General features: G+C 54.4%; 19 protein-coding genes. 2 read left to right on the forward strand and 17 right to left on the reverse strand.

Features of this window, described 5'->3' with window-relative positions:
• Positions 1-3 precede the first annotated feature (3 nt).
• From bamA to rpsB, 9 genes are all read right to left on the reverse strand, one after another.
• Complete coding sequence (bamA, locus tag WBY09_RS11605; protein ID WP_336232768.1) at positions 4-2,298, reverse strand: outer membrane protein assembly factor BamA; 2,295 nt, start codon at positions 2,296-2,298, stop codon at positions 4-6.
• Between the two features lie 26 nt (positions 2,299-2,324).
• On the reverse strand, positions 2,325-3,428 hold the full coding sequence (gene rseP / locus WBY09_RS11610) for an RIP metalloprotease RseP (RefSeq protein ID WP_197147399.1): 1,104 nt from the start codon (positions 3,426-3,428) through the stop codon (positions 2,325-2,327).
• A 38-nt stretch (positions 3,429-3,466) separates the two neighbouring features.
• Entirely contained in the window at positions 3,467-4,630 is a 1,164-nt protein-coding gene (locus WBY09_RS11615; protein ID WP_336232769.1) for a 1-deoxy-D-xylulose-5-phosphate reductoisomerase, read from the reverse strand.
• A 39-nt stretch (positions 4,631-4,669) separates the two neighbouring features.
• Positions 4,670-5,566 (reverse strand): phosphatidate cytidylyltransferase, encoded by an 897-nt coding sequence (locus tag WBY09_RS11620; RefSeq protein ID WP_255356221.1) that lies wholly within the window; start codon positions 5,564-5,566, stop codon positions 4,670-4,672.
• Positions 5,475-6,215 carry an isoprenyl transferase gene (locus WBY09_RS11625; RefSeq protein ID WP_008891202.1) on the reverse strand — a complete coding sequence of 247 codons (741 nt, stop codon included), beginning with the start codon at positions 6,213-6,215 and terminating at the stop codon, positions 5,475-5,477. Before WBY09_RS11625 ends, WBY09_RS11620 begins: the two co-directional genes overlap by 92 nt.
• 2 nt (positions 6,216-6,217) lie before the next feature.
• Complete coding sequence (frr, locus tag WBY09_RS11630) at positions 6,218-6,781, reverse strand: ribosome recycling factor (protein WP_443082659.1); 564 nt, start codon at positions 6,779-6,781, stop codon at positions 6,218-6,220.
• 2 nt (positions 6,782-6,783) lie between these two features.
• Positions 6,784-7,515, reverse strand: coding sequence for a UMP kinase (gene pyrH, locus WBY09_RS11635; RefSeq protein ID WP_040824079.1), 732 nt, complete (start codon positions 7,513-7,515; stop codon positions 6,784-6,786).
• A 166-nt stretch (positions 7,516-7,681) separates the two neighbouring features.
• Complete coding sequence (gene tsf, locus WBY09_RS11640) at positions 7,682-8,605, reverse strand: translation elongation factor Ts (RefSeq protein WP_008891205.1); 924 nt, start codon at positions 8,603-8,605, stop codon at positions 7,682-7,684.
• Positions 8,606-8,692: 87 nt separating this feature from the next.
• Positions 8,693-9,472, reverse strand: coding sequence for a 30S ribosomal protein S2 (gene rpsB / locus WBY09_RS11645; protein WP_008891206.1), 780 nt, complete (start codon positions 9,470-9,472; stop codon positions 8,693-8,695).
• Between the two features lie 280 nt (positions 9,473-9,752).
• Between rpsB and WBY09_RS11650 the strand changes: the two genes are divergently transcribed.
• Together WBY09_RS11650 and WBY09_RS11655 are read left to right on the forward strand one after the other, a co-directional pair.
• Positions 9,753-10,280: a TetR/AcrR family transcriptional regulator gene (locus WBY09_RS11650; protein WP_238538709.1), complete on the forward strand. Its 528-nt coding sequence runs from the start codon at positions 9,753-9,755 to the stop codon at positions 10,278-10,280.
• Positions 10,277-11,410, forward strand: a complete 1,134-nt coding sequence (locus tag WBY09_RS11655) for an MFS transporter (protein WP_336232770.1) — start codon at positions 10,277-10,279, stop codon at positions 11,408-11,410. The genes WBY09_RS11650 and WBY09_RS11655 overlap by 4 nt, the downstream gene beginning before the upstream one ends.
• 81 nt (positions 11,411-11,491) lie before the next feature.
• On the opposite strand, the gene dnaE is transcribed toward WBY09_RS11655, so the two are convergent.
• The 8 genes from dnaE to WBY09_RS11695 form a co-directional block, all read right to left on the reverse strand.
• Positions 11,492-14,977, reverse strand: coding sequence for a DNA polymerase III subunit alpha (gene dnaE / locus WBY09_RS11660; protein ID WP_336232771.1), 3,486 nt, complete (start codon positions 14,975-14,977; stop codon positions 11,492-11,494).
• Positions 14,978-15,066: 89 nt separating this feature from the next.
• A complete protein-coding gene (locus tag WBY09_RS11665; protein ID WP_008891210.1) occupies positions 15,067-15,801 on the reverse strand; it encodes an ABC transporter ATP-binding protein in 735 nt (244 codons plus the stop codon).
• Positions 15,794-17,044 carry a lipoprotein-releasing ABC transporter permease subunit gene (locus WBY09_RS11670; RefSeq protein WP_063089389.1) on the reverse strand — a complete coding sequence of 417 codons (1,251 nt, stop codon included), beginning with the start codon at positions 17,042-17,044 and terminating at the stop codon, positions 15,794-15,796. The genes WBY09_RS11665 and WBY09_RS11670 overlap by 8 nt, the downstream gene beginning before the upstream one ends.
• A gap of 116 nt (positions 17,045-17,160) precedes the next feature.
• The gene (gene proS / locus WBY09_RS11675; protein ID WP_197147395.1) at positions 17,161-18,486 is read right to left on the reverse strand and encodes a proline--tRNA ligase; all 1,326 of its coding nucleotides are present in this window, start codon (positions 18,484-18,486) and stop codon (positions 17,161-17,163) included.
• A gap of 150 nt (positions 18,487-18,636) precedes the next feature.
• Complete coding sequence (locus WBY09_RS11680) at positions 18,637-19,104, reverse strand: hypothetical protein (protein ID WP_252724113.1); 468 nt, start codon at positions 19,102-19,104, stop codon at positions 18,637-18,639.
• A gap of 528 nt (positions 19,105-19,632) precedes the next feature.
• Complete coding sequence (locus tag WBY09_RS11685) at positions 19,633-19,872, reverse strand: DUF1467 family protein (RefSeq protein WP_008891214.1); 240 nt, start codon at positions 19,870-19,872, stop codon at positions 19,633-19,635.
• 110 nt (positions 19,873-19,982) lie between these two features.
• Complete coding sequence (mce, locus tag WBY09_RS11690; protein WP_008891215.1) at positions 19,983-20,387, reverse strand: methylmalonyl-CoA epimerase; 405 nt, start codon at positions 20,385-20,387, stop codon at positions 19,983-19,985.
• Between the two features lie 107 nt (positions 20,388-20,494).
• Positions 20,495-22,171 (reverse strand): ribonuclease J, encoded by a 1,677-nt coding sequence (locus tag WBY09_RS11695; protein WP_197147393.1) that lies wholly within the window; start codon positions 22,169-22,171, stop codon positions 20,495-20,497.
• Positions 22,172-22,207: the final 36 nt, after the last annotated feature.

The raw sequence follows: 22,207 nt of genomic DNA on the forward strand, positions 1-22,207 counted from the left end.
TCATTAGAATCTCGTTCCGAAGTTAAGTCGGAACATTTCCTCTTTGTCGTGATCTTCTTTTGTGACTGCCTGAGAGATGTCAACACCAATCGGGCCGAACGGCGATTCCCAACCTACACCAAAACCGACAGAGCTTCGTAGAGTGCCCGTATCATAAATTTCGCCGGGACGGGCACCATCGACGTCCTGCCCGGAGCCGAAGTCACTAAACACGCGACCTGTTAAAGCAAACTCAGATGGAAGCCCGAGCGGGAAGTCTAACTGAACCGTTCCAGTGTAGTACAGTTTGGAACCCAAAGCATCCCCGGTCGCTATATCACGCGGGCCGACACCGGCAGATTCGAAACCACGCAGGTTTGAACCACCAACAGAAAAACGTTGCGAAATGCGGGTATCATCGTCGAACCCGAAAATGTAGCCGGTAGAACCACGGGTCGAGAGAACCCACTCATGCTCGCGATCGATCGGATAGTAATATCCGCCCTCAACGCGCGACCGCAAATATTGCTCATCGCCGCCAACACCGGCCAAATCATTTGACAGGCGGGCGAAATATCCCTCCGTCGGCGAAATCGAGCTGTCACGTTCATCATAGGTCAGAGTATGACCAATAGCGGACTCAACAAACTCGGTCTCTTCAGCCAACAGAAGTCGTGAAGCGCTGCTACGATTGATGTTTGAATAGCTATTGCTTTCGAGCGAGTAGCGGAACGAATGCGAGAGTTCCTCACTGTAGCGGAATCCCGCACGGAGACGTCCCCCGGTCTGCTCTTCATCATACGAGCTTTCGTCCTGATTATCTTCTTCACGACGATAGACATCAAAACCTGCAGCGATTTCGCGATCAAGGAAATACGGCTCGGTGAAGGACAGGTCGATCTGCTGGTCGGTTGAACCAAGCGTGAAGTTCAGGCGCAAATCCTGGCCTTTGCCAAGCAAGTTGCGTTCACGAATACCAAGCTGACCAAACGCACCATTATCCGTTCCGTAACCCGCACCAATGGAAAACTCACCGGTCGATTTTTCTTCGACATCGACCTCGATCACGGTCTGATCCGGCGACGCCCCCGGCAGGGTTTTGACATCCACAGATTTGAAGAAGTTAAGGTTTTCGATGCGCTGTTTGGAACGCTGCATCTTGGAGCTGCTGAACGCATCGCCTTCGACCAAGCGGAATTCGCGACGGATCACCTCATCGAGGGTTCGGACGTTGCCGACAACGTTGATACGTTCGACATAGACCTTCGGCCCTTCGGAGATGTTGAAGGTGATGTCAATGGTGCCGGTTTCACGGTTGCGCTGAACATTCGGGCGGATGTCAATGAAGGCATAGCCTTGATCCCCGACACTGTCGGTCAAAGCATCAACCGCATCGTCCACAAGGTTGGCGTTATACCATTCGCCGCTTTCAATCTCGATCAGCGGCACCAGGGTTTCCGGATCGATCTTGTCGATCTGTGAGACGACATTGATCTCGCCAAACTGATAGCGCTGCCCCTCGCTCACCGTGTAGGTGACAAAGAAATCCGAGCGATCAGGTGTCAGTTCGGCAACCGACGACAAAACCTGAAAATCAGCATAGCCGGCAGACAGGTAGAAGCGACGCAGGAGTTCGCGGTCAAAGGTCACACGGTCGGGATCGTAGTTATCGTCGGCCGTCAGGATTTTCCACCACGCACTTTCGGTGGTGCGGATCACATCAGACAGTTCTCCGTCGTCAAAGGCCTTGTTGCCAACAAAGTTGATTTTGCGGATACCCGTGGCATCCCCCTCATCAATCTCGAACGCCAGATCGACACGGTTCTGGTCAAGCTGGATGACCTTGGGCTCAACCGTTGCGGCGAAACGTCCGCTACGACGATAGAGTTCGAGGATACGCTGAACGTCGGCCTGCACCTTGGTGCGGGTGTAAACAACGCGCGGGCGCAACTGCAATTCAGCACTCAGGGTATCATCATCAAGACGCTGGTTTCCTTCAAACGCAATGCGGTTGATGATCGGGTTTTCAACGACATTTACACGCAAAATTCCCTGATTAAAGGAGAAGGACACGTCGGCAAACAGGCCGGTCGAGAAAAGCGCCTTGAGTGAACTGTTGATTTTCTGGATGTCGTAGGAATCGCCAGGTGCAACGGTGAGGTAGGCATTCACCGTCGCCGTTTCGATACGATTATTGCCTTCGACTTCAATGTCGCGAATCAGACCCGATTGGGCATGCGCAGCCACAGGAACAATCAATGGCGCCGTTCCGCCAAGCAGGGCCGTAATGACAACGGCCGCTTTTACCTTACGCAGCAAGTTAACCCCCCTGTTGCTGTCATGCATTAGCCAGCAAGTCCTTTGAGGAAACTAAAGACACCCAATTGCGTCAAATCGTTCCACGTTGCGAAAATTATTAAGCTGAATACCAAACCCGCGCCGATACGGAAACCATATTCTTGTGCTTTTGCCCCCAATGGCTTACCGCGAATTGCCTCAATCGCGTAGAACACAAGATGACCACCATCCAGGACCGGAACAGGCATCAGGTTGATCAACCCAAGGCTGATGGAAAGATAGCCCATAAAGAACAGAAGCGGTGCGATGCCCCCTTCGGCCACCTGTCCTGACATTTGCGCGATCCGGATCGGCCCGCCCAGTTCAGAACTGTCGCGATCACCACTGATCATTTCACCGAGTGCCGAGAAGGTCTGCGTGGTCAATGAATAGGTCGTCTCAAATGCGCGACCGACCGATTCCACAACCCCGGTGCGGCTCGTCTCAAAGTCACCAGCGGTGATGCCAAGGCGTCCGACCGTCGCAGTCATACCACCCTCGTCGACTTCGACGGCTTCGGGCGTCACGGCAAGATCAACGATTTCGCTGTCGCGTTGGACCGTGACGGAAATCGGTTGCCCGGGATTTGCTCGCACAATGTCAGAAAGCTCAGAAAACCATTCAACCGGCTGACCGTTGATCGCGGTGATGCGGTCATCAGCCATCAGGCCAGCAACAGATGCCGGGCTGTTTTCAAGAACTTCGCCAACAACCGGCAAGGCACGCTGTTGCCCGACAGCAGCAAACAGGAATGTAAAGACGATGATGGCAAAGATGAAGTTGGCCAAAGGTCCGGCAAAAACGATGGCCGCGCGTGCGGCAACACCTTTGTGATGGAAGGCGTGTTTTGCTTCTTCGGCGTCAAGGTCATCGCGACCACCGGCACTGGCAGGGTTCATATCGCCAAACATTTTGACGTACCCACCAAGCGGGATCAGGCTGACTTTCCAGCGCGTGCCTTTTTTATCCTGCCAACCGAAAAGTTCGGGGCCAAATCCGATTGAAAAGGCTTCGACCTTCACGCCATTTTTGATTGCCACCCAGTAGTGACCATATTCGTGAACGAACACGAGTACCGAGAGCACAAAAAGAAAAGCAAGTAAGGTTTCCATCAAGAATTCCCTAAGCCGGTAAAACCGGCAGTTTCAATCTAAGAAGCCGACACAAGACACGCCGAGGTTTCCCGGCGCACCATTGCATCTGTTTCAAATACCTGTTCAAGGCTGGTCAGCGGTTCGCTTCCAAGCCTTGTCATGACGTTTTCGACAGTCGCGGCGATATCAAGGAAGCCGATTCTGTCATTGAGGAACGCTTCGACGGCGACTTCGTTGGCAGCGTTCAGAACAGTAGGCAGCGTGCCACCTTCCTGCAAGGCCTGTCGTGCCAGACGAAGAGCCGGGAAACGATTTGTATCCGGCGCCTCGAAGTTCAAACGCCCGATCGTGGCAAAATCAAGACGCGGTGCGTCCACTTTGATCCGATCCGGCCATGAAAGCGCATAAGCAATTGGCGTGCGCATATCCGGAGACCCCAGCTGTGCGAGCACGGAACCATCAGGATATTCCACCATGCTGTGAACAACTGACTGCGGATGAACAACAATTTCAATCTGTTCCTCGGCCACCGGGAACAGGTGCCATGCCTCTATCAGCTCCAACCCTTTGTTCATCATGGTCGCAGAATCGATCGAAATCTTTGCGCCCATTTCCCAATTCGGGTGTGCTAGGGCCTGTACCCGGGTGACAGATTGCATGTCCTTTAACGACCATTCCCGGAACGGACCGCCCGATGCGGTTAAAAGGATACGGTCGATGCGTGTTTCTTCGCGATCCTCGAGAACCTGGAAAATCGCGCTATGTTCGGAATCAACCGGGATCAGGGTCGCACCATGCCTGGAAATTTCCGCCGTCATCAGGGCGCCGGCACAGACCAGTGTTTCCTTATTGGCAAGTCCGATGCGCGCACCACGGCGAATGGCCGCCAGCGTCGGTTTCAGGCCAGCTGCCCCAACAATTGCGGCAATGACGATGTCAGAGGGACGTTCGGCAGCCTCGATCAGCGCGTCTTCGCCGGACGCAATTTCAATGCCCTTCCCGGCCAGAGCATCACGAAGGTCCGCAAAACAGGAAGGATCGCCGATCACAGCGCATTTGGCGCCAAGTTCGATGGCGGCCTTGGCCAATGCATCGACATTGCGATGCGCCGTTACAGCTTCGACAACATATTTGTCAGTGTGGGACTTCAAAACATCAACGGTGCTGGCCCCGATGGAACCGGTAACACCAAAGACACTGACGGATTTCTTCAAAGTCATCAAACACCTGTAAAGACAGCAGCCCGAGGATTGGCCGCCTTAACGCAGAGAAAGCCCTGCGAAACAGATAATAGCAAAGGCCACAGGAAATACCGACAACATCCCGTCAGCACGATCAAGCAATCCGCCATGGCCCGGGATCAAGTGACTACTGTCCTTGACCTTGAAACGACGTTTGAGCGCGGATTCACCAAGATCGCCGATTTGGGCAATGATCGCCAAAACCATACTGACAGCGACAATCGCCCAATTGATCGCATCGGAACTGAAATAGGTGACCAATCCGCCGATCAAACCGGCACAGACCATTCCACCAATCAACCCCGCCCACGTTTTCTTCGGGCTGAAGCGTGGTGCGAGTTTTGGTCCGCCGATGGTCTTGCCAAATGCATAACCGCCTGTGTCGGTCGCCCAGACAAGGAAGAACAGCCACATAATGATCAGAAGACCGTCGCCATCCTGAGTGCGCAGCCAAAGCGCTGACAGTGCAGCAACCGAGATGTACAAAACGCCAAACCCGGCAAGCAACCAGTTTGTGCCCGAACGGGCCGCAGCAATAATCACCCCGATGGCAATCGGCATGACGATATATTCTTCCTGGCCAGCAACATACATTATCATCGCAACCGCAAGCGCAACGGCGGTAACAACCGATATGCCGTTATGGTGGTTCGGGGCGCACATGCGCGACCATTCCCACATCATCCCCGCTGAAAACACAAACAGTAATATGTCAAAATAGGGAGATCCGAACCAGACCGCCGCAACAGCCACAGGCGCCATAACCATCGCGGAAAGAACGCGTGGTATCAGGCCGGAATTGGTATCTTTTTGATCTTGTGTCTCAGATGACGGCACCAAAACGCCGCTCCCGCCCGGCAAAATTATCGATAGCTTTTTCAAGGTGGCTGCGATCAAAGTCCGGCCAAAGCACATCTTCAAAGACGAATTCAGTATAGGCCGACTGCCAGAGCAAGAAGTTGCTGATCCGCTGTTCGCCACTGGTTCGGATCAGAAGATCCGGGTCCGGAATACCGGCTGTCGACAAGTTTTGTTCGATCAGGTCTTCGGTAATCTCGTCGGCGGACAGTTCGCCTGCGGCAACCTTGGCGGCAATATCGCGTACAGCCTGCGTGATTTCAGCACGCGCACCATAGCTCAGCGCGATGGTCAAGTTCAGGCGCGTATTGTCGCGTGTTTGATCTTCGGCCTTGGCCAGAAGTTCACGGATATCATCAGCAAAACGCGAACGATCGCCAATAATGCGAATTTTGATACCATTTTTGTGCAAAGTGGATAATTCGCGCTTCACGAACAGGCGCAGCAAACCCATCAGATCGCTGACTTCGCTTTCCGGACGCTTCCAGTTCTCGGTCGAGAAGCCATAAAGCGTCAGATACTCGATCCCAAGTTCGCCTGCGGCTTCGATGGTGCGACGGACGGCATCAACACCGGCGCGATGCCCCATCGTCCGCGGTCGGCCGCGCCCGCGCGCCCAGCGCCCGTTGCCATCCATGATGATGGCAACATGACGCGGCACACAAAGCGCATCTGAAGGTTGAGTTTGCGAAGAAAGCACAGCCATAATCAGACTTGCATGATTTCCTGTTCTTTGTGGGCGAGTGCTTCGTCGATCTCGCCAATGACCTTGTCGGTCAGCTTCTGGACTTCTTTTTCTTCGTCGTGCATCTCGTCCTTGGAGATGTCACCGTCCTTTTCCCATTTTTTCAGCTGATCCATGCCATCGCGACGGACGTTACGAACCGAAATCTTGGCCTGCTCAGCATATTTGCCGGCAACCTTGGAAAGTTCGGTACGACGTTCTTCGTTAAGTGCCGGGATCGGAACGCGAACAAGCGTGCCATCAGCAGCCGGGTTCAGGCCAAGGCCCGAATCACGGATGGCTTTTTCGACGGCCTTGACCATCGACTTGTCCCAAACCTGAACCGAAAGCATACGGGCTTCTGGAACACTGACCGATGCCACCTGATTAAGCGGGGTCGGAACGCCATAGGCTTCAACCATGACCGGTTCCAGAAGGCTCACACTGGCGCGCCCGGTACGCAGACCGGTGAACTCCTTGTGCAATACTTCCACAGCCCCTTCCATACGGCGGGACAGGTCCTTTTTTAGGCCAGCAACGTCAGACACGTTCAGTCTCCATTCGAAATAATCGTAAACGTCCCCTTCGCAGAAACAACGTCTGCGAAGGCACCCGGATTATGCAAAGAAAATACAATAACCGGAATATCATTTTCGCGTGCCAAAGAAATAGCCGATGCGTCCATAACACGCAAATCTTTGGACAGAACTTCCATATAGGTCAGAGAGTCATAGCGTTCTGCCGTCGGGTCAGTTTTTGGATCCGCAGTGTAGACACCGTCAACCTGGGTGCCCTTGAGCAACGCATCACAGCCCATTTCAACCGCGCGCAAGGCAGCAGCAGTATCGGTGGTGAAGAACGGGTTACCGGTGCCCGCAGCAAAGATCACGACACGGCCCTTTTCCATGTGACGGACCGCGCGGCGGCGCACATAGGGCTCACAAACAGATGACATCGGGATGGCGGATTGTACGCGGGTCTGAACGCCATGACGTTCCAGCGCGTTCTGAACAGCAAGGGCGTTCATGATGGTGGCCAGCATGCCCATATAGTCGGCGGTTGCGCGTTCCATGCCCTGGGAGGCACCTTTGACACCGCGGAAGATGTTCCCGCCGCCGATCACCATGCAGACTTCAGCACCCATGTCATGAACGGCTTTGATTTCGCTGGCAATCCGGTCAACAGTTTCTGGATCGATACCGTATTGCTGTTTACCCAAAAGCCCCTCGCCCGAGAGCTTCAAAAGGACGCGACGAAACTTCAATGGGCCGTTTTCTGCCATGTCGGATTGCCTCTTAAATGCCGATGTAACGCATTGCCCAAACGCGGGAAATGCAAAATTCAGATATAAAAAGACCGGCGAGTAACAGGGCGGATATGCGCTGCCGACCTCGCCGGTCTGGATCATACACGAAATGGTGGCAAACGCACCATTCCGAACAGATGTTTTATTTGTTCAGCTGCTCAGCAACTTCGGCAGCAAAGTCTTTTTCTTCGCGCTCGATGCCTTCACCGAGTTCGAAGCGAACAAAGCCCTTAAGGGTGATCGGCTTGCCAGCTTCTTTGGCAGCGTTCTCAATCACGGTTTTGACTTTGTTTTCACCGTCAATCACGAAGGTCTGCTCAACCAGAACAACCTGCTCGTAATATTTACGGATACGACCTTCGATCATCTTTTCGATGATTTCTGCCGGACGGCCGGATTCTTTGGCCTGTTCGGTCAGAACAGCTTTTTCACGCTCTACCAGTTCCGGATCAAGATCATCGACGGTTGCCGATGCCGGGTTGGTTGCAGCGATGTGCATCGCGATCTGTTTACCAAGGCCTTCGAGAACGCCAGCGTCTGCTTCGGATTCAAGCGCAACCAGAACACCGATCTTACCCAGATCAGTGGCAACAGCGGAGTGAACGTAGGAAGCAACAACACCTTTGTCGACAGCCAGACCAGCCGAGCGACGCAGCGACATGTTTTCGCCGATGGTGGCGATCATGTGGGTGACCTGCTCTTCGACGTTACGCGAGGTACCCGGGTAAGCAGCAGCTTTGAGGGCATCGATATCGCCGTTAGCAGCAACCGCCTGATTTGCGATTTCGCCAACAAATTTCTGGAAGTCTTCGTTACGCGAAACGAAGTCGGTCTCGGAGTTCAGCTCAACAACTGCACCTTTGGTGCCGTCAACTGCAACAGCAACCAGACCTTCGGCAGCAACACGGCCAGCTTTCTTGGCAGCAGCAGCAAGACCTTTGGTGCGCAGCCAGTCAACAGCTGCTTCAAGGTTACCATCGGTTTCGGACAGCGCTTTTTTGCAATCCATCATGCCAGCGCCGGTGGTTTCGCGAAGCTCTTTAACGAGAGCAGCGGTAATAGCCATTTTTAAAGCCCCTAAGTACGCGATCAGGTTAACACCTAACAAAACGGCGGCATGCTAGCCGCCGTTTCATCAGGTACAAAATGAAACTTATGCGGAAGCTTCTTCTGCAGCTTCGGAAGCAGCAGCTGCCTCGGCCGGAACTTCTTCCGCTTCGCCAAGGTCTGCGCCAGAAGCAGTCATTTCTTCCTGGATGCCGTCCAGAACGGAACCAACGAACAGATCGCAATACAGCTGGATTGCGCGGATCGCGTCGTCGTTGCCCGGAACCGGGAACTGAACGTTTGCCGGATCAGAGTTGGAGTCGAGGATCGCAACAACCGGGATGTTCAGGTTTTTGGCATCCTGAATAGCAAGCGATTCTTTGTTGGTGTCGACCACGACGATAATGTCGGGAAGACCACCCATGTCCTTAATACCGCCAAGAGCGCGCTCAAGCTTGTCGCGCGAACGGGTCAGGTTCAGGATTTCTTTTTTGGTCAGACCTTCTGCACCAGCGTTCAGGATTTCGTCCTGTTCTTTGAGGCGCTTGATCGAGTTGGAAACGGTGTTCCAGTTGGTCAGCATGCCGCCGAGCCAGCGATGGTTCACATAATACTGGCCGCAACGCTTTGCAGCGTCTGCGATGATCGGTGAAGCCTGACGCTTGGTACCGACGAAGAGAACACGACCACCCGAAGCGGTTACGTCACGAACAGCCTGCATCGCGCGATGCAGCATCGGAACGGTTTCCTGCAGGTTCAGGATGTGGATGTCGTTGCGGGCACCAAAGATGTACGGTTTCATCTTCGGATTCCAACGGCGGGTGTGGTGACCAAAGTGGACACCAGCTTCCATGAGCTGGCGCATGGTAAAGGTTGGCAAAGCCATGATAATTCCTACCTTTTTCCGGTTAATACCTCCGCGGAAGGGAATTCCATACACCATGTATGAAACACCGGATGGACGAGTTGCCATATGACGGCAGTCGCCGCTCTTCCGCGTGCGATGTTCGAGGCGGCTTTTAGCCCCCCCGGAAACAGAATGCAAGCCCAAAAAGCGCTGCTCTCTGCACCTTCGGACCAACAGCCGATAACATAACAAAACATGACCAAAGGACAAAAACCTTTGACAGATGTAAAACGATCGTTTTACATCTGTGCGCATGAACATGAAAACCAAACTTCTTACATCCGCAGAACAGCTGTTTGATCAACATGGCTTTATGGCCACCAGCATGGATCAGCTGACCAAGGCCGCCGAAATGTCGAGCCGGACTCTTTATAAGCATGCCGGTGACAAAAACGGGCTGATCCAAGCGGTTCTTATGGAGCGCGACCGGCGTTTCTTGCAAATCATTGACGTTAAAAGCATTGATGATCTGTTTGAGGCACTGCAAAGCTGGGCGGAGACCGAGGGGACGCGCGGCTGCCTGTTCCTGCGTGCATATGGTGAAACCGGCGGTGAGACGCCCGAAATTGCCAAAACCGTGATGGCACATAAGGCGGCCTTCCATGCGCAAATAGCAGGGATCCTGAAAACCGAGCTTGGTGCCAATGATCCAAACCTTGAGCTGCTGACAGAGCAAATCCTTATCCTGATCGAGGGCAGCACGGCGGCCGCCATTTATCGCGGCGCAGAAGCCTTCAAATCCGCACATAAAGCTGCATCGGCACTGATTGCGCAGGCCATAAAATGACAAAAGCATCCAGCATTGGTGCAACCGGGTTTGGCCTGATCGCGGTTTGTTATGGCTTTGCACGGTTTGCGTTTGGGTTGTTTTTGCCCGACATTGACCAGCAGCTATCATTAGGCGCGACTGTTTCCGGGGTGATTTCAGGTGGATCTTTTCTGGGCTATTGCATTGCGATTATTGCGTCAGCCGTTCTGACAGAGCGGATTGGAGCGCGCCTTGTCGCCGTTGGCGCATCTTTGGTCGCCGCCATTGGCATGATTGGAATTGCCACAGCCCCAAATGCCATCTGGCTGGCGTCGGCGGTATTGATTGCCGGATCAAGTACGGGTCTGGCATCCCCCCCTATGGCCGCCGCTGTTGCAGCCGCAGTACAGAAAAATCAACAGAATAAAACAAACGCAACAATCAATGCCGGAACCAGCGTGGGTGTTGCCCTATCTGGCCCTATTGCACTTCTGATGACAGGGGAATGGCGTTTGGCCTTTGCCGGGTTTGCCTTTGTTGCCGTTGTGATGGCAATGATCGCCGGCTTTAGCCTTCCAGCCACACAAACGAAACCGCGTCAGCATCATCGATGGCCGCAACTTGATGGGAATATCTGGCGTTTGATCATTGCAGCCTTTCTGATGGGGGCTGCAAGCACGGCGCTTTGGTCTTTTGGCGGAAAACTTGCGACCTTCAGGCTTGGCTGGCAGAACAGTGATGTTGGCATTCTGTGGATTGCCATCGGATCGGCGGGCATCGCCGGGGCGTTTTCGGGCAACCTTGTTGCGCGCTTTGGCCTAGGTCGCACACACTGGTTATTTTTGGGGCTGATGTCGGTCGGTATGTTTGCCGTCGGATTTGAGGGAACCAGTGCCCCCATCACATTTATCGGTGGTGCACTGTTTGGCGGGGCTTACGTTCTTTTGACCGGGGTGTATCTGATTTGGGGTGTCAATGCCCTGCCCGACCGTCCTGCCACAGGGTTGATGATCGGCTTCCTGATGATTGCGGTCGGTCAGACCGCCGGTGCGCCGATTTTCGGGCTGATCATGGATACGTTTGGGCCGACATATGCGGTGCTTTCCTTTGCTGTGCTTGGCCTTTCAGCCGGGTTGGCCCGCACCGGCCAGAAAGTCGTGCTCGCCTGAGCATCAAACAAGCAAAAACAGCCCGGCGCCAAATACACGGCGGCGGGCTGTTTTGCTTTGAAGAACTGTTTGCCTTGGCCCCTAGATTTCCTCGGCAAATTCCACACCGGGAATCGCGCCAATTGCACCGATCAAGGATGGCCCGACCTTGTAGTTTTCTTCAAGCTCGATCTCGGCCATGCGACCGTCATCGCAGACCGTTGACAGGCTGACAAGACCACGCCCCCGGCCCGCCTGTTCAAGCAGCTGACGGATTTCCGCAACGGGATCAGGACGGTTCAGGCGAATGCGAATGCCTTCGGCTGCACCGGCGACTGCCTGTTCAAGGTCTTCGACGCGCTGGCCCTGAATGCGCAGCTGTCCTTCGCGCATTTCAGCAGAAACGTTGAGCAATACCGGGCGACCGGCATTGATGATTTCCTTGTATGCCGCCCATGCCTCGGCCCAGAAGGCGACCTCGAAACTGCCGGTCGGGTCAGAGAACATGACAAAGGCGAATTTCGAGCCGTTCTTTTTCGAGATCATTTCGCGTGCGTTGATCAGGGTTCCGGCCAGACGGATGGTGCCCTTGTTTGATGCACGCATGCGGGCCGGCAATTCCTTGATCGGGGCGATGCCGATGCGCTGGATGCTTTTGCCAAATGTATCAAGCGGATGGGCTGACAAATAGAACCCAATGGCCGAGAATTCCTCGGTCAGTTTTTCCATCGGGACCCAGTCGCGTTCATCAGGCAGACGGATCTGATCCTTGCCAAAGCCACTGCTGTCACCAAACATCGAAATCTGATCGTCGTTGCGGGCATGCATCTCGCGCTGAGCAACGGCGATGACCTTATCGACATTTTCAAACATGACCTTGCGATTGGACGCCAGGCAATCCAACGCCCCTGCCCGTACAAGGTTTTCAAGCAAGCGTTTATTGACCGCGCGGCTGTCGATGCGCGATGCGAAATCGGTAATGTCCTTGAACGGTCCATTGGCTTCGCGTTCGGCGACCAGGCTTTCCATTGCGGCATCGCCGACATTTCGAACCGCGGCCAGTGCATAACGGATCTTGCGCACGCCATCGTGGTTTTCAACCGAAAACGCGACTTGGGAGTTGTTCACGCAAGGCGGCAGGATTTCGATTTCAAGCCGTTCGACTTCCTGTTTGAAAATCGCCAGCTTTTCGGTGTTGTGCATATCAAGCGTCATCAACGCGGCCATAAATTCGACCGGGTAGTTCGCCTTAAGATATGCCGTCTGATAGGCCACCAGCGCATAGGCCGCCGCGTGGGATTTGTTAAAGCCATAGGACGCGAATTTGGCGACCTGATCAAAGATGTCAGACGCCTGCCCGCGATCAACGCCATTCTTTTCCGCGCCATCAACAAACAGGCTGCGCTGTTTTTCCATTTCCTCGGCGATTTTCTTACCCATTGCACGGCGCAACAGGTCAGCGCCGCCAAGTGAGTAGCCCGCCATGATCTGGGCAAGTTCCATGACTTGCTCCTGATAGATCATGATGCCATAGGTTTCTTCGAGGATCGGCTGCAACATCGGGTGCATGTAATCAGGTTCTTCCTGACCGTGCTTACGCGCGATGTAATGCGGAATGTTATCCATCGGACCCGGACGATACAGCGCCACGACAGCGATAATATCTTCGAGCGTATCGGGTTTCAGACCGCGCAAGACATCCTGCATGCCCTGGGATTCAAGCTGGAACACGCCGACGGTTTCGGCTGCTGACAGAAGCTTAAAGGCCGGGCGATCATCGAGGGGAATTGCACTGATATCAAAGTCTTGCGGAACGTCTTTTCGAAGACGCATCAAATTGACGGCCTCGATAATCACCGTCAGGGTCTTAAGACCCAGGAAGTCAAACTTCACCAGTCCGGCATTTTCAACATACTTCATGTTGAACTGGGTGACTGGCATGTCCGAACGCGGATCGCGATAGATCGGGACCAGTTCATCAAGGTCACGGTCACCGATCACGACGCCTGCGGCGTGGGTCGATGAGTTACGGTAAAGACCTTCGATCTGCATGGCGATCGACAGCAGGCGATCAATATCCGGGTCTTCACGCGCGATGCGGCGAAGGTCCGGTTCCATATCAATGGCTTCTTTGAGCGGGATCGGCTTCGCCGGATCGCCCGGGATCATTTTACAGATCTTGTCGACATAGCCATACGGGATCGACAGAACGCGCCCGACGTCACGCACTGCGGCCTTTGCCTGCAACTTACCAAAGGTAATGATCTGAGCAACGCGGTCGTGGCCATATTTTTTCTGAACGTATTCGATCACCTCGCCGCGCCGGTCCTGACAAAAGTCGACGTCAAAGTCAGGCATCGACACACGTTCCGGGTTCAGGAAGCGTTCGAACAGAAGCGAAAACCGCAGCGGATCAAGGTCGGTAATCAAAAGCGCATAAGCCACAAGCGACCCCGCACCCGAACCACGGCCCGGTCCGACCGGGATTTCATGATCCTTTGCCCACTGGATGAAGTCGGCAACGATCAGGAAGTAACCCGGGAAGCCCATCTGATTGATGATGCCAAGTTCGTAATCAAGGCGTTCCCAGTAAGGCTTGGCGATTTCTTCTTTTTCCGCATCCGACATTTCATCGGTGAAGACGTATTTTTCGAGACGGCCTTTCAGGCCTTCTTCGGACATGTGGCGGAGTTCGTCGACCTCTGTGCGGCCTTCGCCGCAATCAAAGGGCGGCAAGATCGGATCGATTTTTTCAACGTGCCAAGAGCAACGCTTGGCGATCAAAATCGTGTTGTCGCAGGCCTCGGGAATATCGGCAAACAGGTCTCGCATTTCGGCTGCCGACTTGAAGCGGTGATCGGGGGTCAGTTTCCAGCGATCTTCCTGACCAACAACAGCCCCCTGCCCGACGCAGATAAACACGTCATGGGCTTCGTACATATCGACCGTCGGGAAATAGCAGTTATTGGTCGCGACAAGCGGCACATCATGATCATAGGCCAGCTTGATCAGGCCGGGTTCGACCTGTTCTTCAAGCGGTTCGCCATGGCGCTGCAATTCGATGTAAAGGCGGTCACCAAAGATATCCTTGAGCTCGGATAAGCAGCTTTCAGCCTTTTCAACCTGTTCCTCGCCCAGCAACCGCGCCAGCGGGCCGGTCGGACCACCGGTCAGGCAGATGATGTGGTCGGCATATTTGCGGATATGTTCGTAAAGGGCCTTTGGCTCGCTGCCGGCCTCAGACGTCATGTGGGCGCGCGAAACGATTTTCAGCAGGTTAAAATAGCCTTCCTTGTTCTGGGCAATCAGAACAAGGCGGTCTGGCATCGGTTCGCGGGCGATTTTGCCAACAGTGGGTTTATCGCCATAGCGTTCCACACCCATCTGCACGCCAAGGATCGGCTGAATGCCGGCACCGCTCAGCGCGCCAGCGAAATCAAGTGCGCCGAACATGTTGTCGGTATCGGTCATCGCAACGGCGGGTTGGCCGTCAGCAGCACAGAGTTTGGCAAGCTCCTTGGTCGTGATCGCACCTTCGGCCAGCGAATAGTTGGTGTGTACACGAAGATGGACGAAACCATTTTCCATCGGAGCCAGACCTCTGAAATATAAGAAAAATGCAGGAGTGCCGCGCCCATCACAGGCGCGGCAAAACCAGCTTAAAGAATTTTGATCGCTTAGGGAAGATCAGCGGGATCGAGTTCGATCAAATGACCGTCGCGCAGCGTCACCACCCGATCCATCTGGCGTGCAAGTTCCGGGTTATGGGTCGCAATCAGCGACGCAAGACCGGTTTCACGCACCAGTGTCATCAACATGCCAAACACCGTTTCGGCCGTTTGCGGATCAAGGTTACCGGTGGGTTCGTCGGCAAACAACACATCAGGCACGTTGGCCAGCGCACGGGCAATTGCAACACGCTGTTGCTCACCGCCTGACAAACGCGCCGGACGATGATCGGCACGCTTTTCAAGGCCAAGACAACGCAGCAATTCCAGCCCGCGCTCTTCGGCCTCGGCCCGCTTCAGGCCTTTGATCATTTGCGGCATGACGACATTTTCAAGGGCTGAAAATTCCGGCAGCAAATGATGGTACTGATAGACAAAGCCGATGTGGCTGCGGCGCATTTCAGTGCGCGCCAGATCAGACAGATCCGTGCTGCGCTTGCCACCGATGGACACAAGCCCCCCATCGGGCTTTTCCAAGAGACCGGCAATCTGAAGCAGGGTTGATTTACCCGCGCCTGACGGCCCGACAAGGGCAACGATTTCGCCCTGATGGATTTCGAGATCAACCGATTTCAGAATTTCGAGCTGATCGGGGCCCTGATTGAAAATGCGATCAATCTTTTCGAGGCGCAGCACAACTTTGCGCGCACGCTGTTCGGCGGTTGTTTTCAACAGATCACTCATAACGCAGGGCCTCCACCGGATCGAGGCGCGATGCCCGCCATGCCGGATAGACCGTGGCAAGGAAGGACAATGTCAGCGACATGATACAGACCATAACGACCTCGCCGACATCCATGTCCGCTGGCAGCTGCGACAGGAAGTAAATCTCGGCATTGAAAAGGTCAGTCCCGGTCAGGCTTTGGATAAACTGACGGATATTTTCGATGTTCAGGCAGAACAGAACCCCAATAACCAGACCGGAAATCGTGCCCAGCACACCGATGGAGGCACCCGCCAGGAAGAACACCTTCATGATCGATTGGCGGGTCGCGCCCATGGTGCGCAGGATGGCGATATCGCGGCCCTTGTCCTTTACCAGCATGACCATGCCGGAAATGATGTTAAAGGCGGCAACAAGGATGATCAGGGTCAGGATCAGGAACATCACATTGCGTTCAACCTGAAGCGCATTAAAGAACCCGGCATTGGATTGTTGCCAATTGACCAGACGCAAGGATTGCCCGGACAAGCTTGTCAGCAATTCCTCCATCGTGTCATCAAGTGCGCCGATATCTTCAAGCATCACTTCAAAATGGGTGATTTTTTCCGGCAGGCGGAAATAGACCTGCGCGGCCTCCAGCGGCATGAAGATAAAGCCGCTGTCATATTCATACATGCCGATATCAAACAAGCCCGCCACGGTATAACCACGCACACGCGGCACGGAACCGAATGCGGTGACATTGCCCTTCGGCGAAATCAGGTTGACCGTATCGCCAACGCCAACGCCAAGCTTCATGGCCAGACGCGCGCCCATGATAACGGTGTCTTCACCCTTGAAATCATCAAGAGAGCCGAAAACGATATTATCGGCGATTGTTTTGCGTTTTTTGACATCTTCGGGGCGCATGCCGCGCACAATGGCACCGGACGCGCGGCCATTTTTCGATGCCATCACCTGCCCTTCGACCACGGGCACCGTCAGAACAACATTGCCGTTTTTGGCAATCTCGTCTTCGATCTTGGTGTAGTCACCAAGGCCGCCATTACCCTGTGCATAGACCGAGATATGGCCGTTCAGCCCGAGAATTCGGCCAAGCAGTTCTGCCCTGAAACCATTCATCACCGACATGACAATGATGAGTGTCGCAACACCCAACATGATGCCGAGCAAAGAGAAGATGGCGATGACGGAAACAAAGCCTTCCTGCCGACGTGGACGCAGGTAGCGAAAGGCCACCATACGTTCGAACGGACTGAACATGGGCAATCGATCCTTGTGGAAGCGGGTCAGGAAAAAGGTATGAACAAAGAACTTAGCGTTCAAACCGAAAATGGCAACGGGGCAGCACAAGCTGCCCCGTCCGAAAGCATATTTTATCAGGCGCTGAGCTGATTAAGCGCCGCTTCAAAGGTGACTTCGGTTTTCTCACCCGATTTGCGGTTCTTGAGTTCAACAACACCGTTTTTAAGGCCTTTAGGGCCAATGACGATCTGCCAGGGCAGACCGATCAGATCCATATCGGCAAACTTGCCACCGGCACGAATGTCACGGTCATCATAAAGGACCTCGACCCCGGCATTGGTCAGCTTGGCATAGGCATCTTCGCAGGCCGCATCGCATTCATCGTCACCGGTACGCAGATTGATCAGACCAACCTTGTACGGCGCGACAGATTCCGGCCAGATGATGCCGTTTTCGTCGTGGGATGCTTCGATCAATGCACCGACAAGGCGCGACACGCCAATGCCGTACGAGCCCATCTGAACCGGAACTTCGGTGCCATCCGGGCCAAGGACGGTTGCGCCCATCGGTTCGGAATATTTGGTGCCGAAGTGGAAGATGTGACCGACTTCGATGCCACGCGTGGTGACAAGATCATCACCAAGGGCGGTTACGGCCTCGTTGCTGGCATCATGCATTTCTTCGGTTGCGGCGTAATCTTCAAGCGTGCCCTGTACCCAGTTTTCAAGGCCGGTACGATCATTCAGATCAACGCCCTTGCCGGTCAGGTCCTTGTCGAGCCACTTCTTGTCGCAGAACACTTCACTTTCGCCGGTATCGGCCAGAATGATGAATTCGTGGCTAAGATCACCACCGATCGGGCCGGTATCGGCCACCATCGGGATCGCCTTGACGCCCAAACGGGTGAAGGTGCGGCAATAAGCCAGGAAGATCTTGTTATAGGTGTGACGCGCGCTTTCGTAATCGATATCGAACGAGTAAGCGTCTTTCATGTAGAATTCGCGCCCCCGCATCACGCCAAAGCGCGGGCGGATTTCGTCGCGGAATTTCCACTGGATATGATAGAGCAGCTGCGGAAGCTGTTTATAAGAGCGCACATCCTTGCGGAAGATGTCGGTGATCGCTTCTTCGTTGGTCGGACCAAACAGCATCTTGCGATCATGACGGTCGGTGATGCGCAGCATCTCAAGACCGTAATCATCATAACGACCACTTTCCTGCCAAAGCTCGGCCGGCTGAATGGTGGGCATCAGAAGCTCGTTAAAGCCGATCTTGTCCTGTTCTTCGCGAACGATCTGTTCGATCTTTTTAAGAACACGGTGGCCGAGTGGCAGCCAGGAATAGATCCCTGCGGTCAGCTGACGCACCATACCGGCGCGGAGCATCAGACGATGGGACGCAATCTGGGCTTCCGAAGGGGTTTCCTTCAGGGTCGGCAGAAAGAACTGGGAAAGACGCATCAATGCCTCGTGATGATCAGATCTGAATATTTGGGTCTGTAATAACCTTGCCCGGAAAATGCGACAGAGCAGCCCGAAACGCAAGCCGGAACTTGCTTTATATCATCGATGGCTGGTTAAGCGCCAAAGATGGCAAAACGACGACGGCAATCAGCGAAAGCCAGCCTTGCGGCAAGCATCAATCAGTTCAGCGTTATTGGCATCATCGCCAAGTGGCTGATCGTTGAAATAAACCCGCCCGTTGCGATAGGTGATCTTGCCGACATTCTGTTCGCCGCTGACCCCGTCCGGCACGGTAATTCCCGAATATTTGAAGAAGTCGATGGTGACCGGAAATTCGATTTCCTTGGGCAGCGAATTCAAGATGTTGCTGCCCCCATTCAAATCGGCCGGGGCAACCGCATTCCCGCGCACATCGACACCCGGCTTGTACGCCACATCATCATCCGGCACGTGGGTAACCAGTTCCTTGCAGGCAGCACGCGTAACGATGATCGTTGGTGCCGATGCCTCACTTGTTGCTGCAGCATCATCCGCAGCACCGCCATCCGTTTGTTCTGTCGCGGAGGGGAACGGGGATTCGTCCTGCGCGTAGGCCGTGATGAGTGGAGACACCATCAGCATCACCGCAGTCGCAGGAGCCAATAGTCTGATTTTATGACCTAATCCGGCTTTTGAGATAGATTGGACCAATGAAAACTGGGGCATGATTTAGTTTCGTCCTATCTGTGTGCAGTGCAGCAACGATTCATTTGTGAAGTTTGGTCAAAACATCTTGCATAAAAACGAAACATGTGGCTTTTTAGTCGTCCGCTAACGGCGCAAGATCGTTGCGGAAGGCGTATCGCAGCCGCTCATAATATTGCGGGAGGCTTTGTTGCCAATAAGCATACAAGAAGCAGGCGCGACGTCGAAATAAAACCTGTGCATAAGCCCAGGTCTTAGGAGGAAGTATAAAAAGATTACGGGAAAACAGCTATAAAAATAGCGTCTTAGCAAGATCCTTGTGATCTTGCTTTTTTTTTGCCCCTGCACCAATCGACGCGCCAAGCCATGATTTTTCTGCAGGGCTTGCGACGCGCCAAACGACAAAACCCCGCACAAAATGTTGCGGGGTTTTATGTTTTGCGGCGTGGGGCAAACGCCTTATTGCGGCGGCCGGACTTCGATCATGCCGCTGGTGATGACAAACCATGCGACCACCCACAGGATTGCCGAAATCAGACTGGTGGCGAGGATCTTTTTCCACATATGCGGCTTTTCCGGTGCACCGCTGTCATGGCCCGGTTCAACATTTTCGACCCGCTTCACGCCGACCGGCAGCACCATGAACAGAACCAGCCACCAGATAACGATGTAAACAAGAAGTCCGGAAAACCAGTTCATAGGGGTGCCTTCGGGTTGGATGCAGCATCTGAATGTTTAAAAGACGATAGAAACGCCCGACCTGTTTTGCAAGGCCGGACGTTGTGAGGCGGATCTCCTGAGGGGGTAGATCAAACCTGTTCGAGTTCGACCAGGGTTCCGTTGAAATCCTTGGGATGCAAAAACAGAACCGGCTTGCCATGGGCACCGATCTTGGGTTCACCATCGCCCAGAACACGTGCACCACTTGCCTGCAGCTTGTCACGCGCGGCCAGAATGTCATCGACCTCATAGCAGACATGATGAATGCCGCCCGACGCGTTCTTTTCAAGGAAACCCTTGATCGGGGAGTTGTCCCCCAACGGATAGAGCAGTTCGATCTTGGTATTGGGCAGTTCGACAAACACAACCGTCACGCCGTGATCAGGCTCGTCTTGCGGCTCCGAGACCTTTGCGCCCAGAACATCGCGATATTGCGCAATCCCGGCCTCAAGGTCCGGCACAGCAATCGCAACGTGGTTCAGCCGTCCAATCATGGTGTTCTCCTTGCGTCTTTCATCTGCCCGATTGGGGCCAATCTAGGACGGTGAACATCTTTAAGACAACTGCGCTTTTGGTCGAATGCGGTTGCCTGCGTGCTCAATCAGCCCTGCTCTTTCACGCGCGCCAGATGGACTTCGATCAGCGGGCGTTTGCCCATGCGTTGACGCACCGGACGGCGCAGGGCCTGACGGACGGCAAGGATCACCGTGGCATCGTCCATGACTTCTTCGTCATTAAGTTGATCAATGCGATTGCCGATTTCGGCAGCAAATTGATCCAGACGGGTTTCTTCGCCGGGCTCGTCAAACAGGCTGGGGGCTGTGATCATCGGTTCATTGACCATTTCGCCAAACTGGTTGAGCACCACGGTCACAAACATCACGCCGTTCCAAACGATGCGATTGCGGTTACGGAAGGTATCGGCATCGCGTTTGAGCAACCGACCGCCATCAAGGGCGAGAACACCGGCCTCTGCCACGCCGATAACGTGGGCATCGCCGGGCGCCAGCCGAATAACCGTGCCGTCATGCGGGATGACCTGTTCGGGGATCTGGCATTCTGCACCAAGGGCGGCCTGTTCGCACAGATGGCGGGTTTCGCCATGCACCGGCACAAGAATTTTCGGGCGGGTCAGCTGATACATGCGGGTCAGGTCTTCACGGCCCGGATGGCCCGACACGTGGATCGGTTCATCGCGCGCGGTGATGACTTTGACGCCACGGCGAATCAGCAGGTTCTGGATATAGCCGATCGACTTTTCATTGCCAGGAATTTCACGCGCCGAAAACACCACCGTATCACCCGGATCGAGTTGAACCGTCGGATGATCGCCCTTGGCAATGCGCGACAATGCGGCACGCGGTTCGCCCTGTGATCCGGTGCACAGCAAAAGCACCTGATCCTTGGGCACTTCCATCGCGTCTTCGTCGGTCAGAAGGTTCGGATAGCCTTTAAGATAGCCGACTTCACGCGCGGCCTCTGTTACGCGGTTAAGCGACCGGCCGGCAAGCCCGACACAACGACCGTTTTCGTGGGCGGCTTCGATCACGGACTGCACACGGGCAACGTTGGTGGCAAAGCAGGCAACGGCAATGCGCCCCTGCGGGTGTTCGGCGAACAGTTTGGACAGGTTCTTGGCAACGTCGCCTTCGGAGCCTGTTTTGCCCTCTGAGAACACATTGGTCGAATCACAGACCAGCGCCATGACGCCTTCATCGCCCAGGGCTTCGAGCTTTTTGACATCTGATGCCTCGCCAATCTGGGGATCGGGATCGAACTTCCAGTCGCCGGTATGGACAATCAGGCCTTTGGGCGTGCGGATCGCAAGCGCGTTGGGCTCCAGGATCGAGTGCGTCATGGTGACGAATTCGATATCAAAGCAACCAAGCTGGAACCGGCCTCCCAGTTCGATCACATGGATCGGCACCTGGTCGGCAAAATCGGTTTCAGACAGCTTTGCCTTAAGGAATTCGGCGGCAAACGGGGTCGCGTAAATCGGGCATTTCAAACGCGGCCACAGATACGGCACCGCGCCCAAGTGATCTTCGTGCGCGTGGGTCAGGACCAAGCCAAGCAGCTTGTCCTTGCGTTCCTCGATAAAGGTCGGGTCGGGCATGACCACATCGACGCCGGGCAAGCCTTCCTCGCCGAACGAAACCCCCATATCGACCATCAACCATTGATCGTCATAGCCATAAAGGTTCAGGTTCATGCCAATTTCGCCGGAACCTCCGAGCGGCACGAACAAAACGTCATCTTTTGGCAAATACAAATCCACGGAAGCTATATCCTTTGTTTTCGGCGCATCAATTAC

It is taken from the genome of Thalassospira sp. CH_XMU1458 (assembly GCF_037027205.1).
GTDB classification, from domain to species: domain Bacteria; phylum Pseudomonadota; class Alphaproteobacteria; order Rhodospirillales; family Thalassospiraceae; genus Thalassospira; species Thalassospira tepidiphila.

Bases quoted from the DNA above. Each gene is read 5' to 3' on its own strand.
- rseP (WP_197147399.1), bottom strand. From the start codon at position 3,428: ATGGAAACCTTACTTGCTTTTCTTTTTGTGCTCTCGGTACTCGTGTTC.
- WBY09_RS11615 (WP_336232769.1), bottom strand. From the start codon at position 4,630: ATGACTTTGAAGAAATCCGTCAGTGTCTTTGGTGTTACCGGTTCCATC.
- WBY09_RS11620 (WP_255356221.1), bottom strand. From the start codon at position 5,566: ATGTGCTTTGGCCGGACTTTGATCGCAGCCACCTTGAAAAAGCTATCG.
- WBY09_RS11625 (WP_008891202.1), bottom strand. From the start codon at position 6,215: ATGGCTGTGCTTTCTTCGCAAACTCAACCTTCAGATGCGCTTTGTGTG.
- pyrH (WP_040824079.1), bottom strand. From the start codon at position 7,515: ATGGCAGAAAACGGCCCATTGAAGTTTCGTCGCGTCCTTTTGAAGCTC.
- tsf (WP_008891205.1), bottom strand. From the start codon at position 8,605: ATGGCTATTACCGCTGCTCTCGTTAAAGAGCTTCGCGAAACCACCGGC.
- rpsB (WP_008891206.1), bottom strand. From the start codon at position 9,472: ATGGCTTTGCCAACCTTTACCATGCGCCAGCTCATGGAAGCTGGTGTC.
- WBY09_RS11650 (WP_238538709.1), top strand. From the start codon at position 9,753: ATGAAAACCAAACTTCTTACATCCGCAGAACAGCTGTTTGATCAACAT.
- WBY09_RS11655 (WP_336232770.1), top strand. From the start codon at position 10,277: ATGACAAAAGCATCCAGCATTGGTGCAACCGGGTTTGGCCTGATCGCG.
- dnaE (WP_336232771.1), bottom strand. From the start codon at position 14,977: ATGGAAAATGGTTTCGTCCATCTTCGTGTACACACCAACTATTCGCTG.
- WBY09_RS11665 (WP_008891210.1), bottom strand. From the start codon at position 15,801: ATGAGTGATCTGTTGAAAACAACCGCCGAACAGCGTGCGCGCAAAGTT.
- WBY09_RS11670 (WP_063089389.1), bottom strand. From the start codon at position 17,044: ATGTTCAGTCCGTTCGAACGTATGGTGGCCTTTCGCTACCTGCGTCCA.
- proS (WP_197147395.1), bottom strand. From the start codon at position 18,486: ATGCGTCTTTCCCAGTTCTTTCTGCCGACCCTGAAGGAAACCCCTTCG.
- WBY09_RS11680 (WP_252724113.1), bottom strand. From the start codon at position 19,104: ATGGTGTCTCCACTCATCACGGCCTACGCGCAGGACGAATCCCCGTTC.
- WBY09_RS11685 (WP_008891214.1), bottom strand. From the start codon at position 19,872: ATGAACTGGTTTTCCGGACTTCTTGTTTACATCGTTATCTGGTGGCTG.
- mce (WP_008891215.1), bottom strand. From the start codon at position 20,387: ATGATTGGACGGCTGAACCACGTTGCGATTGCTGTGCCGGACCTTGAG.